The organism is Tepidibacillus decaturensis, assembly GCF_001561915.1.
GTDB lineage: Bacteria > Bacillota > Bacilli > Tepidibacillales > Tepidibacillaceae > Tepidibacillus_B > Tepidibacillus_B infernus.
In genome coordinates, this window is record NZ_LSKU01000001.1 from 380,225 (window position 1) to 396,036 (window position 15,812).

Below are 15,812 nucleotides of genomic sequence, written 5' to 3' on the forward strand. Positions count from 1 at the left end.
AGAAGAAAATGCAGACCAAACGAAGTTCAGTATTTATTGGTTTGTGATGTAAGATAAAAAGGTTTGTATATTCCAGCGCGCTCCGTCATCCATGCCTTTCTTTGATTAAAGAAACCCTTAAACAACTAAAGGAAGAAAGTGTACACTTTCTTGTCCTTAAAAAGAGGCGCTAGGCCTCTTTCTTTTGTGGGCTCTTTATTCCTTGTTGGAGCAAGAACATCTTATGATAGAGGCCACCTTTTGCAAGGAGTTCTTGATGAGTTCCTCTTTCCACGATTTCACCATGGTGTAAGACTAGGATCAAATCAGCATCTTGAATCGTAGAGAGCCGATGTGCGATAGCGATGGTCGTTCTTCCTTTTCTCATCTTTTCTAGCGCTGTTTGAATCGCTTCCTCTGTCTCCGTATCAATACTAGCCGTTGCCTCATCCAAAACCAATATTTTTGGCTTGATAGCCATTGTTCGAGCAAAGGAGATCAGCTGCCGTTGTCCAGATGAAAAAGTGGCTCCGCGTTCTACAACAGGTTCGTAATAGCGATTAGGAAGATTTTGAATAAAGAAATCTGCTTGAACATACTTAGCTGCTTCGATGATTTCCTCATCGCTAATTTCCTCATTATGCAACCGAATATTTTGTTTAATATCTCCGACAAAAAGAAAGGGATCTTGTAAGACTAGACCGATTTTTTTACGCAATTCCTCATTAGGGTAATGGGAAAGGGGGACACCATCAATTAGAATTTCCCCGTGCTCAATTGGATAAAAACGCATCAATAAATTGATAATCGAACTTTTACCACTGCCTGTATGTCCAACCAAAGCAACAGTCTCACCAGGTTTAGCAACAAAAGAGATATTTTTTAAGATATCTGTTTTTCCATCATAGGAGAAAGTGACATCTTTAAATTCAATATGACCTTCTTGAATCACTGATGAATCATCACCAATTTTGGCTGGAGCCATTCGTTCATCATCAAGTAGTCCAAATACTCTTTCAGCGGCAACGATCGCTTGTTGAAATTGACTTAGGCGAAACATCATCATATTGACGGGTTCAAAGAAACGATCTAAATAATTCAAATACGCATAAACGACACCAATTTCAATCGACGTGTGAATAGACTCGATCCCAAAAAAACTTAAGATTAAGCTTAAAGCTACGAGGTAAAGGAAATCTACAGCAGGTCTAACCATTAGAGAGTTGATTTTGATTTGCTTGATATTAAATGTCAAGTAGTCTTGGTTGGTCTTACCAAATTCACTACTTACCCTTCTTTCTTGACGCATCGCTTGAATGATATTCATCCCTTGAAGAGATTCGTTTAGTTTGGCATTTAGCTGGCTTAATTTTTTTCTCGCTTGGTGAAAAATCTTCGCACTTAATTTTCGATATCCATGCATCAGTAAAAGGATAAATGGCATGAGCAAGAGAAAAAGCAAGGCCATTTTCACATTAAGGAAGAACATTCCTACAATGATTCCCATCAGAAAGATCATATTTTGAACGAAAGTAGATAACACACTAATGTATAATTCTTTGATCGCTTCTGTATCATTAGTAATCCGAGAAACGATACTTCCTCCTGGAGTGTTATCGAAAAATGTGAGCCCCATATGTTGAACCTTCGCAAACACATCGACCCGCAATTGATGAATGATCCATAGGGCGATTTTCTGAAAAGAAATCAGTTGGTAAAAGTTTAAACTTACAGATGTAATATGAAGAAGTAAATAACCAGCCCCAAGTAAACTGATTGCTTTCCATTCAAAAAGACCAGGTGTTAGGTAGTCGTCAATAAAGATTTTAATGAGAATCGGGCCAACAACATCAGCAGATGTAGCAACAAGCAAAATGATAAAGGCATTCGTTAATCCCTTGATATGGGGTTTGATATACGACAAAAGCCTACGAAATACCCTTTGTTTTGAAATTGCCTCCGTTTGAGGAGTTGTATTCATTCTGAAACGCCCCCTTTTTCGACTAAAAATTCTAGTTGTTGACGTTGATACATCTCTTTATACCATCCCTCTAATTGCATTAATTCTTCATGACTTCCTCGCTCAATGATTTGGCCTTCTTTAAGGACGATAATCAGATCTGCGTGTTGCACAGCACTTAAACGGTGTGAGGAGATCAATGTTGTTTTATTTAAACGATTTTTTAAAAGCGATTGTAAGATGCCTTCCTCTGTCTTGGCATCCACTGCTGATAATGCATCATCTAGGATTAGAATCTCCGGATCTATAAGTAAAGCGCGGGCAATTGAGATTCTTTGTTTTTGTCCCCCAGATAAAGTGACCCCTCTTTCTCCAACCATCGTTTCATACTTTTCTTCGAATTGCAGGATATCTTTATGGATTGCAGCTAATTTTGCCACTTCGATTACTTCTTCTAACGTGGCCTTAGGTTTTGCAAAGGAAATATTTTCTGTTATCGTACCTGAGAAGAGGAAATGTTCCTGTGGTACATAACCGACCGAAGAGCGTAGAGCGTCTAAAGTATAATCATAGATTGATTTATAATTAATGGTGATATCACCTTGATCGAGATCAAATTCCCGAAGTAATAAACGAAGTAACGTTGTTTTCCCACTTCCTGTTTTTCCAATCACACCAAGAGTTTGCCCTTTTTTTAATGTGAAATCAACATTTCTTAATGTTGGTTTCTCTTGTTCAGGATAGGTGAAAGAGTTAATCTGATAGGCTAGATCGCCAGTAGGAGGCTGCTTAATTGCACCTACTTTGTCAACAATGGCAGGTTTAACATGAAGTAACTCCTGAACGCGATCATAGGAAGCACGACCACGTTCAACTATATTAAATAACCAACCAAAAGCTAACATTGGCCAGATCAATTGACCCAAATAAATTGTAAAAGATGTCAACTGACCAATCGTCATCTCTTTCCCTATCACAAATTTGGCGCCAAAGGCCACTGCAAGAAAGAAAGAGATCCCTACAATCAATTGAATGGTAGGATCAAATAATGAATCGACTTTGGCTACTGCAATATTCTTTTTAACCGTATCCATGGATTGATTTGCAAAAATATTCTTTTCTGCCTCTTCTTGACCAAATGCTTTAATAACACGAATTCCCGAGACATTTTCCTGAACTTTTTCATTTAAATGAGAGAAGGCATCTTGTGCTTGAAAAAAACGTTCGTGTACGAGAGAACCATAAAAGTTAGTCAGCCAAGCCATAAAAGGCATGGGTAAAAGCGTAATCAGCGTTAATTTCCAACTAATTGTAGTGGCCATGGCCACGATGACAAGTGTTCCCATTGTTAAGGAGTCTACTAGGGTTAAAACCCCTTCTCCAGCAGTGCCTTCAATCGCTTGAATATCATTGGTTGAATGAGCCATTAGATCACCGATTCGGTGCTTATGATAAAATTGCGATGATAATTTTGTAAAATGATCATATAAACGTTGGCGTAACAAGGCTCCCAATTTAACGGCAGATCCAAAGATCATCATACGCCAAATATAGCGCAAGACGTACATAAGGATTCCGGCAAATAAAATAAGCAAAATCCATAGCAATAATTGTTCTGTCGTTAACGTTTGTCCTTTGATTTGATCGACGATTTTACCAACGGCATAGGGTGGAAATAAATTAAGGAATGAGACCAACATCAAAAGAAGAACACCAGTGATATAGCTCTTTCTTTCTAACTTAAAAAACCACCATAAATCCCGAAAAATACTCATAAAGACTCCTTTCTTGTGTTGTTATATGGAATATAAAGCCGCGGTTTGGAAATTATATCTCGTTTTTGTTGCAAAGTAAAGATTTTTTTGAATTTTCCTTCCATATAATCAATCGGAACAAGCATTAAAGAAAACAGTCACTTTTGTTGATTTTGTATCTAAAAATAGATGTAATTTATGGATGTAATTCTAATAATTACATCTTTTTGATCTGAGTAAATCTACTAATTTTTAAATACTTTTATTAAAATGAAAGAGGGATTTTTCCAGTACTGCTCTATATTTTGGGAATTTATGAAGAAAATATGAAGAAAGATGTGAACATCAGTAAACCAAAAACTAGCAAAGAAGTTGGTAGATATTACATCGTCCATCACAACACTACCTATGTTACCATGTAAATACGCACCAAGAATAAATCTAAATCCTAGAATAAGAGATTTAGAAAAAACAACATAGGAGGTTATGTATGAGATATACTGCAAAGAAACTGGCTGGCTTGGCTATTGCCACCACAATGGTATTTGGTTCCTTTGGACCAACAAGTGCTATTTTACCAAGCTTAACCGCTCAAGCAGCAACTGTATCAAGTACAGACATAACAAGGGATGCGTTAAATCAAGTAGGAGTACCATTTAAATATGGAGGAGCCTCTCCTCAAGAAGGATTCGATACTTCAGGTTTAATCTATTACGTTTACCAAAAGAATGGAATTGACTCACCTCGAACAGTGAAGTCTCAAGCATTCTATGGCGTTCATGTAGATCGTAATGAATTAAAACCAGGAGATGTGGTGTTCTTTTCCTATAAGGGATCCTATCCTGACTTCAATGGAATCTATTTAGGTGATGAAAAGTTTGTTAGTTCTTTCAGTGGAAAGGTAGCTGTTCATTCGTTATCTACAAGTTACTATAATGGTAAGTATTTTGGTGCGAGACGATTTTTAACAAGTGGACAAACTTCAACAGGAGCAACATCAACGCCTTCAACGCCAACATCACTAACGAATAATACGGGTTCATCTAATACGGGGTCAACTGCTCCATCAACAGTCCCTACTTTAACCAACACGATCGCAGATTCAATTATTGAGACTGGTGAAAAGTATATGGGAACACCATATCAATTTGGTGCGAGAGCCTATCAAACCAATACATTTGATTGTTCTTCTTTTACACAATATGTCTTTTATAAGAATGGGATCAAATTACCAAGAAATTCTCGTCAACAATCTACTGTTGGTGCATATGTACCATATGGAAAATGGCAAAAAGGAGATTTACTCTTCTATACCTTACCTGGATATAATGGTAGAATTGGCCACGTGGCCATCTACGCTGGTAATGGAAAAGTACTTCATACCTATGGTAAACCAGGTGTAACATATACTGATATGAATGTTAGATGGTTGAAAGATTACTATGTTACAGCACGTCGTGTGATTAAATAAGCAATATAGCAGTAAAAAAGTGAAGGATTGATTCCTTCACTTTTTTGCTTTTATACTATCATCCCTTGTTTATATTAGGCATAGATTTTAAATTATTGAAAAAAAATAAATGATGAAATATACTACTATTAAACATATGAACAATTATTCATATAAACATATGAAAGGGGGATAAAGGTGGCTGAAACAAAACGTTATGCAGAAACCTGTAGTTGTACCATCATTCATAATGATGTAGTCACGAATGTGAAAGAAGCAATGCCAGAAGAAGAAACACTTTATGATTTAGCAGAACTATTTAAGGTGTTTGGTGACACGACGAGGATTAAAATTTTATATGCCTTATTTGAAGCTGAAATGTGTGTATGTGATATCGCAGCCCTTCTTGGGATGAATCAATCGGCGATCTCACACCAGCTTAAGGTCTTAAAACAAGCTAGATTAGTAAGAAATCGTAGAGAAGGGAAAATTGTTTACTATTCATTAGATGATTATCATATTAAACAGATTTTTGATCAAGGGTTAGTCCATATTAATGAAAGGTCATAGACGAGAGCGAGGAGGAAGGAGAAATGAGTTCGACAACGATAATAGAAAAAAGAGAACTTATTTTGGAAGGTTTGGATTGTGCAAGCTGTGCAGCAAAAATAGAAGCAAAAGTAAAAGAGTTAGATGGAATTAAAGATGGGTCGATCAATTTTGTTACACAGGTATTAACTCTAGAAATTAATAAACCTGATCGGACTGATTATTTGATATCTGAGGTTAAAGCAATTGTCAATGAATTAGAGCCAGATGTGATCATTCAGGAAAAAACAACGAAAAAACTAACGAAAGCTTCTAAACTATTTATTGAAGTAAATGATAAAAGCCATTTACCTAGTCTTATTGAAGAAGCAAAAAAAATTGTAGTGAATATTGAACCAGATGTGAAAGTACATGAGGAAATAAAAACAGCAAATAAGCATTCACTTCAAGATGACCATGACCATGGCCATGGTCATGGTGAAGCAGGGGAAATGAAGAAAGAGTTAATTCAATTAGGGATTGGTACAGCGTTTTTTGCCATAGCCATTGCTTTTAAGTTTACTTTTTGGATGGAGTTTCTATTATATTTCATCAGTTACATCTTAATTGGTGGAGAGGTTTTAGTAAGGGCAGGGAAAAATATTAAACGAGGTCAAATATTTGACGAAAATTTCTTAATGAGTATAGCCACCATTGGCGCCTTTGCAATAGGAGAGTTTCCAGAAGGGGTAGCCGTTATGCTGTTCTATCAAGTTGGTGAATTATTTCAAGACTTAGCTGTAAATCGATCCCGTAAATCGATCGCTGCATTAATGGATATTCGTCCTGACTATGCCAATCTAAGAATAGGTGAAGAGGTTAAAAGGGTTTCTCCAGAAGAAGTAAACGTTGGGGATGTCATTATTGTTAAACCGGGTGAAAGAGTGCCGCTCGATGGCAAAATCATTGAAGGCAGCTCAATGGTTGATACGTCCGCTTTAACTGGCGAATCAATTCCTAGGGAGGTAGAGGTAGAAAGTGAAATCCTTGGTGGGTTTATCAATAAAAATGGGCTTATTGCTGTTGAAGTCACGAAAGAATTTGGAGAATCAACTGTTTCTAAAATCTTAGATTTGGTGCAAAATGCAAGTAGTAAAAAAGCTCCGACAGAGAATTTTATAACGAAATTTTCAAGATACTATACGCCCATTGTTGTTGTAATTGCTCTCTTATTGGCTCTAATACCCCCACTTGTGGTTGAAGGGGCTACTTTTTCACAGTGGATCTATCGAGCCCTTATTTTCTTGGTCATTTCCTGTCCATGCGCATTGGTGATTTCCATCCCATTAGGATTTTTCGGAGGAATTGGCGGAGCATCCAGAAATGGAATTTTAGTTAAAGGTGGAAATTATTTAGAGGCATTGAATAACGTAGATATAGTTGTCTTTGATAAAACAGGCACGCTTACAAAAGGAGTATTTAATGTAACAGAGATTCATGCGAAAGAATCGATGTCAAACGATGAATTGTTGGAAATAGCAGCCTATGCTGAGAACTATTCCAACCATCCAATCGCCTTATCCATTTTAAAAGCTTATGGTAAAGAAGTGAACAGAGACGAGATTGAAAACTATGAAGAGATTAGTGGTTATGGTATAAAGGTTAGTGTTAAGGGGAAAGAGATCATTGCTGGTAATCGTAAATTGATGACCAAAGAAGGTATTGAATTTGAACAGGTAGACGCACCTGGAACGATCGTTCATATTGCAATAGATCAGCAATACGCTGGTTATATTGTGATTTCTGATGAGATAAAAGAGGATTCAATTGATGCCATTCGCTCTTTAAAAGAAATTGGAGTAAGAAAAACAGTGATGTTAACCGGAGATATTCAAAATGTTGGAGAAAAAGTTGCTACACAACTAGGATTAGATGAAGTTCATGCCGAGTTGCTTCCAGATCAAAAAGTAGAGAAATTAGAAATTCTTGATGCGAAAAAGCCTCATAAAGGAAATTTAGTTTTTGTCGGCGATGGAATCAATGATGCACCTGTATTGGCAAGGGCAGATATTGGGATCGCAATGGGTGGTTTAGGTTCTGATGCAGCGATAGAGGCTGCGGACGTTGTCATCATGACTGATGAACCTTCAAAAATTGCTACTGCCATCAAAATTGCAAGACACACCAGAAAGATTGTATGGCAAAATATTATTTTTGCATTAGGTATGAAATTATTTGTACTTGTACTTGGTGCAGGTGGTTTAGCAACTATGTGGGAAGCGGTGTTTGCTGATGTTGGTGTTGCATTACTTGCAGTATTAAATGCTATGAGAATACCCCTTAAAAAGTAGTTCAAGGGGTATTATACTCGAATAACCATATAATCTCCAGTTTTTAGCTGAACGATATCTGCTTTTAAGGCTTTAGCAATATCTACGGATAAGGTTTTCTGAATTTCTTCATTTTCAGCATATAAAGCAATAGGATTTCCGGCGAGTACTCTATTTTTATCTAATGTAATATAAGCTAAAATCTCATAGCTAGGTTTCATAGTTGCTTCTCTTCCCATCCTTATTCCTCCCCAAATAAATTGGTATTCATCACTGAATGGCTCTTTTTCACAGTTTCTAATAGTGGTGTTTGGATAACCGCTTCAACTAATTTATCGTAATCGTTAAGTATAGGAACCAATGTGACTACAATTCTCCCTTTTTCATAATCTTTTCTTGTGAAATGGTAACGTTTTAAACCAATTGCTCTCGTTGCCTCAAATAGCATCGCTTGACGTTGGCCAAAATGATCGAGTGCAATGCGAAAATGATCTTTTTTGGGATAAACGACAACGGCCATGCCTTCCTTTTGAAATAACTCACGACTATTATCGCCACCAAGTAAGTTACTGACGAAAATGTCATCGACATAAAGCTCAGAACCTTTTATTTCAATTTTCCCTGGCTTTACTTCTGCAATATCACCAACAGTTTTTCCCTTTGAAAACCGTTTTAGAATATAGATGAGAGAAAAACCAACGATTACTGACCCTATCACCTTAGGGACATATGAAAAGGGTAATATGTACATGGTTAGTGCAGTAAAGAGAGATACAATGAGTGAAAAATAACTTCTAGCCTCAAACGTTTTTGCAATTCCATCAATGTAAGCTGCACCTCGGAAAGTGTATTCCGTCTCTTCTAAATCTTTTAGGCTATCTCTCTCCATTTTTCTTATATCGCGAAATTGCTGAATGGCTAGAACAAGGAAAGTGACGGCTACATAATTCTTGGACAACAGTGCTGGAATCGCCACTGCTCCTAAAGATGCAGCAATAAAACCCGTAATTAAATGAATCAGATAGCCATTTGGATAACTAGGATATTGGCGAAAGTCTTCCTTTAGCATCAGGATTCGAGAAATGGTTCCAATCAAAATTGCAGTAAGAATTGTGATGAGATCACGTGTTTCTAACATTTTTTCACCTGAATTTTTATAGTATAATTTATGTTTACTATTTTTTCTTTCCTTCCATAAAATATTCAGATGAATTTTCTGAATACAAATTCATTATTTCTCCATATTTTGCATATATTGTAGTAGATGTAAAGGTTTGAAGGCATTCTCCCTTACGCCCTTCCATGAAAAGTGACTGTAAATAGTCACTTTTTTTGTATAACAAATAAGAAGACGTTTTAGTTAAATGATTCAACTTGCCCAAGAGATTATGCTTAAATAGCACAAACTTGATTTATCACTTGTGAAAGGAAAGGTGAAGAAAGATGTATGATTTCGTTATCATAGGTTCGGGAAGTGCTTCGTTCTCTGCAGCCATTAAAGCAGTTGAATTCGATGACAGTCGCCTTCAAATGATATCAAGCCAAATTTTGATTGCGGTTCCTAAAATAAGGATGGCCAATACATATTGCAATGATTTGGCTTTCATTTTTTTCCCTACTTTTGCCCCTAGCGGAGCCCCGGCTAAGCTTCCTATGACTGTCCAAAAGGTTGGCCAAAAGAGAATTGACCTTGACATGACTTTTCCAACCGTTCCACCAATCGATGATAGAAATACAATAACTAAAGAGGAAGCAATAGTAGTACGAAGAGGAATCTTTAAGAAAAACAGCATGATTGGAATTAAAATAAAGGCCCCACCTGCACCGACAATACCTGAGACAACCCCAACAATAAAAGCTAAGATTGCAGCCAATATACGATTATATCTAAGTTCTGGTTCATGTTCTTCCTGAACTGGTCTAGGAATGAACATTAAGATTGCAGCCAAAGTGGCGAGTACTCCATAGGTCATATTGATCATATCACCAGTTAGATATTTTGAACCAAAGCCTCCTAAGAGCCCCCCAATAATAATACTACTTCCCATGGTAATTACTAGATTTTTATTGATAAAATTTGATTTTTTATAGGCAAATGAAGCAGTTAAAGAAGAGAAAAAGACTTGTAACATGGTAATAGCAGAAACTTCTTGAGGAGTAAAAGCTCCTACTCCAATCAAAACAGGTATATATAAAAGCATGGGATAATTAACGATTGCCCCTCCAATTCCAAGCATTCCAGAAAGAAAAGCACCAATCAATCCAATAAAGAAAAGAATCATCGCCAAGGAAATAGTCAAAGAAGAATCACCTCTAGCTTTGTTGTTTATTGTGATACCGGTATGCGTATACCAGTTTATTTTGTTTAGCTCAATTAGTCAACAAAGAACCATAATTTAACTAAAGAGAAAGCCGGCATAAACCGGCAATTTTAAATGTTCAAGTATAACTTTCTTTTCATTATTGTGGGCTATCTTAACCATGATTAACTTTACCGTTTCCCCTGAAATAGTAGAAAGAGTTTTAGATATATTTGATTCCCCCTTCTTCTGTTACAACTTTTCCTGTCCAATCCAACATTCCGCCAACAATATTTTTCACTTTTTTAAATCCTTGATGTAGTAAAAACAGTGTTGCATATTCACTACGATTACCACTACGACAAACGATGAGATATTCTTCTTGTTTATCTAATTCCTGATATCGATAACCTAATGTTCCTAATGGAATAAGGATCGCTCCAGGAATATGTCCATTCACAAATTCGAAGTCTTCGCGTACGTCAATGATCTTTACATTGTCGCCATTTTTCAATCTTTTTCTAACTTCTTCAGTACTAATTTGATAATCCATTTTGCTATTCCCTCCTTTTTATCTCTACATATTAGATAAGATTTAGTTAAAAATTCAACATATATTACTATTTAAACTATGAATATAGTAAAAATAAATTAAACAAAAAAGCAGATTTAATATTTATACGGGTATATAGTTTAAAGATAAAATAGAAAAAAGTCAATCGAGAAAGCATTACATTTCGATTATCAACTTTTGACAAATATAGCATGTTTTATTTTTTACCTAATATATATGAATCAGAGGATGTGAAAAGAGGTGGTTAGTCAAAATGTCTTATGCTTTTTGGGTTTTTGTTGCCATAATTGTGCTGCTTTCGATCGCAGTCATTCTCTATGTAGTAAGAAAACGCGAAAAGATTACCTGTATGACAGGGATGATGATTGCGATGACATTGGGAATGATGGTGGGAATATTATCTGGAACATTGATTGGAATTCTCTATGCCGGTAATCTATTTTTTTCTACATTAATTGCGATGGCCATTGGTGGTGCTGTTGGATTAATTACAGGAGCTCCTGTCACATTGATGGCAATGATGGATGGATTGCTTTCAGGTTTAATGGGAGGTATGATGGGAGCCATGCTAGGAGATATGATTTCCACAAGTAAACCAGACACGATGATGAAGATCTTGCTTGTACTGTTTATAGGGATTATTTTAATTCTGTTTTACATGATGATTGATGAATTAAATAAAGGAGATCAACCTCGTTTTTTTCGAAACCCACTATTGATGGGGATGATCATTCTTGTGTTTTTCTTTCTTTTTAACCAGATGGGACATATTGTGACTGTTGAATCAGAAATGGAGCAAAACAATCATAATCATCTAGAAATGGAGCAGAGAAAATAACTAAAAAAATTCTTTAAATCCTGAGTGTTCAATGAATATTCAGGTTTTTTTTGCTTTCTTTACAGATTCTCCATACTCTTTGGGAAAGATGGAATCATCACCACCAAAATTTAGCCAAATTTTCTAAACAAAATAAATGGGAAAGAAATCTCCCTTGAAATTGGTGGAATTGGCGAAAAACAGCGGTTTTGACATGACAGGAAGAATAATTAGAATGATTCTAAAAAAATTAAATTCTTCATTTTTTCTTCATTTTTGCTCGTTATTCTATAACTGTAAAGAAGATAGCACCTTAAAGGGAGCAAAAAAACAAATAAATGAAAAAAGGAGGAAAAAGAAATGTTACTTTTGCTTATTTTGGTGATTGGGTTTTATCTATATAAAACAGGTGAACTTCAAAATATCTTAAACAAGATTCAAGGAAATGGAAGTAATAATTCGAATGAGGCAAGACGGATCATTGATATTCGTTTTGCAAAAGGTGAAATCTCTGCAGAAGAGTATAACAAGTTAAAAAATATTTTGTAATTTTGTAACAAACTATTTGAATTCCCTTTAGGGTTATCTCCATTAAAACAAAGTAAAAGGAGGAAACGAAGATGATGTTTGGCGGAGGACATATGGGCGGTTTTGGAGGACCAGGCTTCGGTGGATATGGAAATGGATATGGGTATAATAATGGCTGGGGATATGGTCCCGGCGGTGGATATGGAAATGGATTTGGTTATGGAATGATGTCTGGTTGGAATCTAACAGGAATTTTATTCCTCGTACTTGTTGGATTTCTTGTCTACCTTTTGATTAAAAGAAGTAAGCAACATGGTGCATTTTCGCAACCAAGTCAACTTCTAGCACCTACAAAAGCAACTTCAAATGAAGCAGTAGAAATAGCCAAGCTTAGATATGTTCGTGGGGAAATTTCTTATGACGAATATCAAGAAATTGTAAAAGTCATCAATTCATAATGAAAGGGGATTGGACAAGTGCTAAATTTAATTCTAACGATTATTGTTGCCTATTACCTTATCAAAACTGGAGATTTATTTAAACTTCTAAGAAAAGCACAGAAATTTGTGACTGAGTTTTTCACTTCCATCAAGCAAGAGACGCAAAGTAGCAAAAAAACAGAAGATCCAGTTGAGATCTTAAAAGTCCGTTTTGCTAAAGGTGAAATTAGTCAAAGTGAATTCGAAAAAATGAAAGAAAGTTTTTAAGTTCCATAAAGTCTTCATAATTGAGTGTTACAGTATAAGTATAATAATTTAAGCAAAACTATCATAAATGGAGGTTTTCATCATGGGACCTGGCTTTGGAGCTTTCGGAGGATGTGGATTAGGAGGTGGATTTGGAATGATGTTCTTAGGTTTGATTGTTATTGGAGTAATCATCTACCTATTGGTTAAAGGGAACCAAAATGGTACAACAGTAAGAAATGTAACAGCTACAAACTCTGATGCATTAGAAATTGCGAAATCAAGACTAGCTAAAGGTGAAATTACAACCGAAGAATTTGAAAACATCAAGAAAAACTTATTATAAGAATATAAATAATGAAAGTGAAAGGAAGAGTATAATGAAAAAGAAATTATTAACTGGTGTATTAGCCACCGCGTTAGTTTTAGGAGTAGGAACAACTGCATATGTTAGTTATGCTAAAGGAGTCGATTACCGTTCCTTTATGCAACAACAAGGTTTTAACGTAAATCAAATGGAAGGGTTTATGGAACAACAAGGAATCGATGTAGACCAGATGTATGAATTGATGAATTCTGGTGCAAGTTATGAAGATATGCAAAAGTTTATGCAAGATCAAAACATCAATTTTGGACAAATGTATAAATATATGCAACAAGTATATCCAGATTTAAAAGCAGATGATTTTAAAGCTCATTATGAAAGCATGCATGGAACTGTAGGTTCCTCTAATAGCAATAATTTTACTGGAATGAATGGTTTCAGTGGTATGATGGGTCAATAAAATGATTTCTTTTATAAAACAGCAACCTATACAAGGTTGCTGTTTTTCAAAATGACTACATGCCTGTTTTAAATGTTTTACAATCGGTTTCTTCAGATCTTCTTGCCATTTCTTGTTTTGCAACAATATAAATAGAGTCAGCATTACACAAATTGCCATCTCCCCAGTAGTGGCAATTCTTTACTTCACATAACACATCTTGAGCCAAAGTTCTCCCTCCTTTCTTCCTTAAAATAAACTGATTAATATTTTTTTATACTTTAATTTTTAGTGCAAATCATATTTTTACAGATTTGGAAATAAAATAGATTCATTCTTTTTTCACACTTTCAGGGTAAACTAGATAACAAAGAGGGAGGAGGATTTATCATGGGATTAGGATGTATGTTTGGACATTTAATGCATGGTCGTCATTCACATTCAGATCACGATCAACGTCGATATCAAGAGCAAGAACATCAGCAAAATCATAATCACAACCATAATCATAATGAACATCAAAATCATGGAAAACAATCGTCAGATCCATTAGAAGTTCTTAAGTTAAGATTTGTTAAAGGGGAAATAACGGAAGAAGAATATCGCAGAATGAAAGAAGTATTAAGTGAATAGATCGTATGATTGACCATTAGGATTTGATCCTATATGGTCATTTTTTTTTTGACTTAAAACAGTGGATTCATACTTTCTACATATTTGCCAAGTAAAAATAATTTATCTCTTATTTTTAAAAATAGTTGCAACTAGAAAAATGGAAAGAGGGGTTAAAGTGAGGGTTATTTTATTTCATATTGGGAGTTACGGAGTACGGTCTTATGGCTTAGTCGTTGCATTAGCAATTTTACTGGGTATGGGTGTTGCATATTTTTTAGCGAGAAACACCAAGTATCGTGATCATGTCGTCAATTTGTCCATGTATAGCATCATTGGAGCAATTGTTGGCGCCAGAATTTGGCACGTATTTTTCTTTCAATGGCCATATTACTCAAAAAATTTAGATCAAATCTTTACATTTTGGAATGGGGGAATTGCCATACAAGGGGCAATTATTGGTGGAATTCTAACCGCTATCATTTATACGAGATACCACAAGCTTAATTTTTGGGAATTGGCTGATATCATGGCTCCGGCAATCATTTTGGGACAAGCGGTTGGTCGCATTGCTTGTTTCTTAAATGGAGATGCGTTTGGTGCACCAACTAACTCTGGATTTGGAATCGTTTATCCTCCTGGAACGATGGCCTATGATACTTATGGTTCACAACCATTGTGGCCTGCAGAAGTTTGGGAAGGACAATGGGATTTGATTGTCTTCGGAATTTTAATTGCATTGAGAAATGCTAATGTGAAATGGACAACAGGATTTATTTTCTTAGCCTATAATATTCTTTATTCCATTGGACGCTTTTCGCTTGAATTCTTAAGAGGGGACTCATTTAGATATTTGTTTAATTGGACAGCAGGGCAGTGGACAAGTGTGATCGTTATTTTTCTCTCAATTATTCTTATGGGATATTTATATTACAAAGAGGGAAAAAATCAAACGATTGTTGGTGAAGTAGCATAGTTTGCGATCAGTGACTGAGATGGTCATATACCATTTTCATGAGACCCACAAAACAATCGAAGTAGCTTTTAAGGAAGTTATCACTTTTGTGGGTTTCCTTATGTAAAGATTGGTACATTCTACATCGTTTCTTTATATTTACTGGTTATCATTGATAATGAAAAGTAAAGAATCAAATTAAATTATTGCCTGTTCTAGGCATTGGTGGTGGTTATATGCGATGAAAAAATACTTTTCTGATATTTTAAATATCATATTAATGATTATCGGTGTATCATTTTTACTCTTTGTATTAAAAATGATTTGGTTTCCTCCTTCTTCAATGGGTTTAATAATGGATTCAGCAATGATGTACCATCACATGGGAACATGGCTGAAAGGGACTACTATTTTATTTCTTCTCTTTTTTGGTATTGGAGCACTAATTTGGTTTATTATCGATAAATTTTTGAACAAGTTTAGAAAAAAGTGAGCTCACTCCACTTTTTCTTCATATTTAATGGTTACACTAAATTTAGTAAAAAATATTAGCCATATTTTTTACCTTCCCAAGT

The 15,812-nt window shown here is 35.4% G+C and carries 19 protein-coding genes; 12 read left to right on the forward strand and 7 right to left on the reverse strand.

Annotated elements, in window-relative coordinates; translation table 11 throughout:
- Window positions 1-169 precede the first annotated feature (169 nt).
- Together U473_RS01865 and U473_RS01870 are read right to left on the reverse strand one after the other, a co-directional pair.
- Window positions 170-1,960, reverse strand: coding sequence for an ABC transporter ATP-binding protein (locus tag U473_RS01865; RefSeq protein ID WP_068722812.1), 1,791 nt, complete (start codon window positions 1,958-1,960; stop codon window positions 170-172).
- Complete coding sequence (locus U473_RS01870) at window positions 1,957-3,714, reverse strand: ABC transporter transmembrane domain-containing protein (protein ID WP_068722813.1); 1,758 nt, start codon at window positions 3,712-3,714, stop codon at window positions 1,957-1,959. Before U473_RS01870 ends, U473_RS01865 begins: the two co-directional genes overlap by 4 nt.
- 469 nt (window positions 3,715-4,183) lie before the next feature.
- Between U473_RS01870 and U473_RS01875 the strand changes: the two genes are divergently transcribed.
- The 3 genes from U473_RS01875 (at window position 4,184) to U473_RS01885 (ending at window position 8,022) form a co-directional block, all read left to right on the forward strand.
- Window positions 4,184-5,164: a C40 family peptidase gene (locus U473_RS01875; RefSeq protein WP_068722814.1), complete on the forward strand. Its 981-nt coding sequence runs from the start codon at window positions 4,184-4,186 to the stop codon at window positions 5,162-5,164.
- A gap of 177 nt (window positions 5,165-5,341) precedes the next feature.
- On the forward strand, window positions 5,342-5,713 hold the full coding sequence (locus U473_RS01880; protein ID WP_068722815.1) for an ArsR/SmtB family transcription factor: 372 nt from the start codon (window positions 5,342-5,344) through the stop codon (window positions 5,711-5,713).
- A 23-nt stretch (window positions 5,714-5,736) separates the two neighbouring features.
- On the forward strand, window positions 5,737-8,022 hold the full coding sequence (locus U473_RS01885) for a heavy metal translocating P-type ATPase (RefSeq protein WP_068722817.1): 2,286 nt from the start codon (window positions 5,737-5,739) through the stop codon (window positions 8,020-8,022).
- A gap of 11 nt (window positions 8,023-8,033) precedes the next feature.
- Here the strand turns inward: U473_RS01885 and U473_RS01890 are convergent, their stop codons facing one another.
- The 4 genes from U473_RS01890 to U473_RS01905 all read right to left on the reverse strand — a co-directional run bounded on the left by U473_RS01890 (window position 8,034) and on the right by U473_RS01905 (window position 10,854).
- Complete coding sequence (locus U473_RS01890) at window positions 8,034-8,240, reverse strand: capping complex subunit for YIEGIA (protein WP_068722819.1); 207 nt, start codon at window positions 8,238-8,240, stop codon at window positions 8,034-8,036.
- A gap of 2 nt (window positions 8,241-8,242) precedes the next feature.
- A complete protein-coding gene (locus U473_RS01895) occupies window positions 8,243-9,139 on the reverse strand; it encodes a YIEGIA family protein (RefSeq protein ID WP_068722821.1) in 897 nt (298 codons plus the stop codon).
- A 388-nt stretch (window positions 9,140-9,527) separates the two neighbouring features.
- Complete coding sequence (locus U473_RS01900; protein WP_068727369.1) at window positions 9,528-10,295, reverse strand: sulfite exporter TauE/SafE family protein; 768 nt, start codon at window positions 10,293-10,295, stop codon at window positions 9,528-9,530.
- 229 nt (window positions 10,296-10,524) lie between these two features.
- Entirely contained in the window at window positions 10,525-10,854 is a 330-nt protein-coding gene (locus tag U473_RS01905) for a rhodanese-like domain-containing protein (RefSeq protein WP_068722823.1), read from the reverse strand.
- 274 nt (window positions 10,855-11,128) lie between these two features.
- Between U473_RS01905 and U473_RS01910 the strand changes: the two genes are divergently transcribed.
- From U473_RS01910 to U473_RS01935, 6 genes are all read left to right on the forward strand, one after another.
- Window positions 11,129-11,713 carry a hypothetical protein gene (locus tag U473_RS01910; RefSeq protein ID WP_068722825.1) on the forward strand — a complete coding sequence of 195 codons (585 nt, stop codon included), beginning with the start codon at window positions 11,129-11,131 and terminating at the stop codon, window positions 11,711-11,713.
- Window positions 11,714-12,052: 339 nt separating this feature from the next.
- On the forward strand, window positions 12,053-12,241 hold the full coding sequence (locus U473_RS01915; protein WP_068722827.1) for an SHOCT domain-containing protein: 189 nt from the start codon (window positions 12,053-12,055) through the stop codon (window positions 12,239-12,241).
- Window positions 12,242-12,312: 71 nt separating this feature from the next.
- Window positions 12,313-12,678: an SHOCT domain-containing protein gene (locus U473_RS01920; protein ID WP_201024122.1), complete on the forward strand. Its 366-nt coding sequence runs from the start codon at window positions 12,313-12,315 to the stop codon at window positions 12,676-12,678.
- 18 nt (window positions 12,679-12,696) lie between these two features.
- A complete protein-coding gene (locus U473_RS01925; RefSeq protein WP_068722829.1) occupies window positions 12,697-12,927 on the forward strand; it encodes an SHOCT domain-containing protein in 231 nt (76 codons plus the stop codon).
- Between the two features lie 82 nt (window positions 12,928-13,009).
- Window positions 13,010-13,252 carry an SHOCT domain-containing protein gene (locus U473_RS01930; RefSeq protein ID WP_082732317.1) on the forward strand — a complete coding sequence of 81 codons (243 nt, stop codon included), beginning with the start codon at window positions 13,010-13,012 and terminating at the stop codon, window positions 13,250-13,252.
- The gene (locus U473_RS01935; RefSeq protein WP_153011979.1) at window positions 13,203-13,691 is read left to right on the forward strand and encodes a UTP--glucose-1-phosphate uridylyltransferase; all 489 of its coding nucleotides are present in this window, start codon (window positions 13,203-13,205) and stop codon (window positions 13,689-13,691) included. The genes U473_RS01930 and U473_RS01935 overlap by 50 nt, the downstream gene beginning before the upstream one ends.
- 55 nt (window positions 13,692-13,746) lie before the next feature.
- On the opposite strand, the gene U473_RS01940 is transcribed toward U473_RS01935, so the two are convergent.
- The gene (locus U473_RS01940; RefSeq protein ID WP_068722835.1) at window positions 13,747-13,899 is read right to left on the reverse strand and encodes a DUF1540 domain-containing protein; all 153 of its coding nucleotides are present in this window, start codon (window positions 13,897-13,899) and stop codon (window positions 13,747-13,749) included.
- Window positions 13,900-14,060: 161 nt separating this feature from the next.
- Here U473_RS01940 and U473_RS01945 point away from each other — a divergent pair, with 161 nt between their 5' ends.
- From U473_RS01945 to U473_RS01955, 3 genes are all read left to right on the forward strand, one after another.
- Window positions 14,061-14,303, forward strand: a complete 243-nt coding sequence (locus U473_RS01945; RefSeq protein ID WP_068722837.1) for an SHOCT domain-containing protein — start codon at window positions 14,061-14,063, stop codon at window positions 14,301-14,303.
- A gap of 157 nt (window positions 14,304-14,460) precedes the next feature.
- On the forward strand, window positions 14,461-15,258 hold the full coding sequence (gene lgt / locus U473_RS01950) for a prolipoprotein diacylglyceryl transferase (RefSeq protein WP_153011980.1): 798 nt from the start codon (window positions 14,461-14,463) through the stop codon (window positions 15,256-15,258).
- Between the two features lie 220 nt (window positions 15,259-15,478).
- Window positions 15,479-15,730 (forward strand): hypothetical protein, encoded by a 252-nt coding sequence (locus U473_RS01955; RefSeq protein WP_068722840.1) that lies wholly within the window; start codon window positions 15,479-15,481, stop codon window positions 15,728-15,730.
- Window positions 15,731-15,812 lie beyond the last annotated feature (82 nt).

Coding starts and splice junctions, on each gene's coding strand:
- U473_RS01905 (WP_068722823.1), bottom strand. CDS start 10,854: ATGGATTATCAAATTAGTACTGAAGAAGTTAGAAAAAGATTGAAAAAT.
- U473_RS01885 (WP_068722817.1), top strand. CDS start 5,737: ATGAGTTCGACAACGATAATAGAAAAAAGAGAACTTATTTTGGAAGGT.
- U473_RS01920 (WP_201024122.1), top strand. CDS start 12,313: ATGATGTTTGGCGGAGGACATATGGGCGGTTTTGGAGGACCAGGCTTC.
- U473_RS01930 (WP_082732317.1), top strand. CDS start 13,010: ATGGGACCTGGCTTTGGAGCTTTCGGAGGATGTGGATTAGGAGGTGGA.
- U473_RS01870 (WP_068722813.1), bottom strand. CDS start 3,714: ATGAGTATTTTTCGGGATTTATGGTGGTTTTTTAAGTTAGAAAGAAAG.
- U473_RS01915 (WP_068722827.1), top strand. CDS start 12,053: ATGTTACTTTTGCTTATTTTGGTGATTGGGTTTTATCTATATAAAACA.
- U473_RS01955 (WP_068722840.1), top strand. CDS start 15,479: ATGAAAAAATACTTTTCTGATATTTTAAATATCATATTAATGATTATC.
- U473_RS01890 (WP_068722819.1), bottom strand. CDS start 8,240: ATGGGAAGAGAAGCAACTATGAAACCTAGCTATGAGATTTTAGCTTAT.
- U473_RS01945 (WP_068722837.1), top strand. CDS start 14,061: ATGGGATTAGGATGTATGTTTGGACATTTAATGCATGGTCGTCATTCA.
- U473_RS01865 (WP_068722812.1), bottom strand. CDS start 1,960: ATGAATACAACTCCTCAAACGGAGGCAATTTCAAAACAAAGGGTATTT.
- U473_RS01875 (WP_068722814.1), top strand. CDS start 4,184: ATGAGATATACTGCAAAGAAACTGGCTGGCTTGGCTATTGCCACCACA.
- U473_RS01895 (WP_068722821.1), bottom strand. CDS start 9,139: ATGTTAGAAACACGTGATCTCATCACAATTCTTACTGCAATTTTGATT.
- U473_RS01910 (WP_068722825.1), top strand. CDS start 11,129: ATGTCTTATGCTTTTTGGGTTTTTGTTGCCATAATTGTGCTGCTTTCG.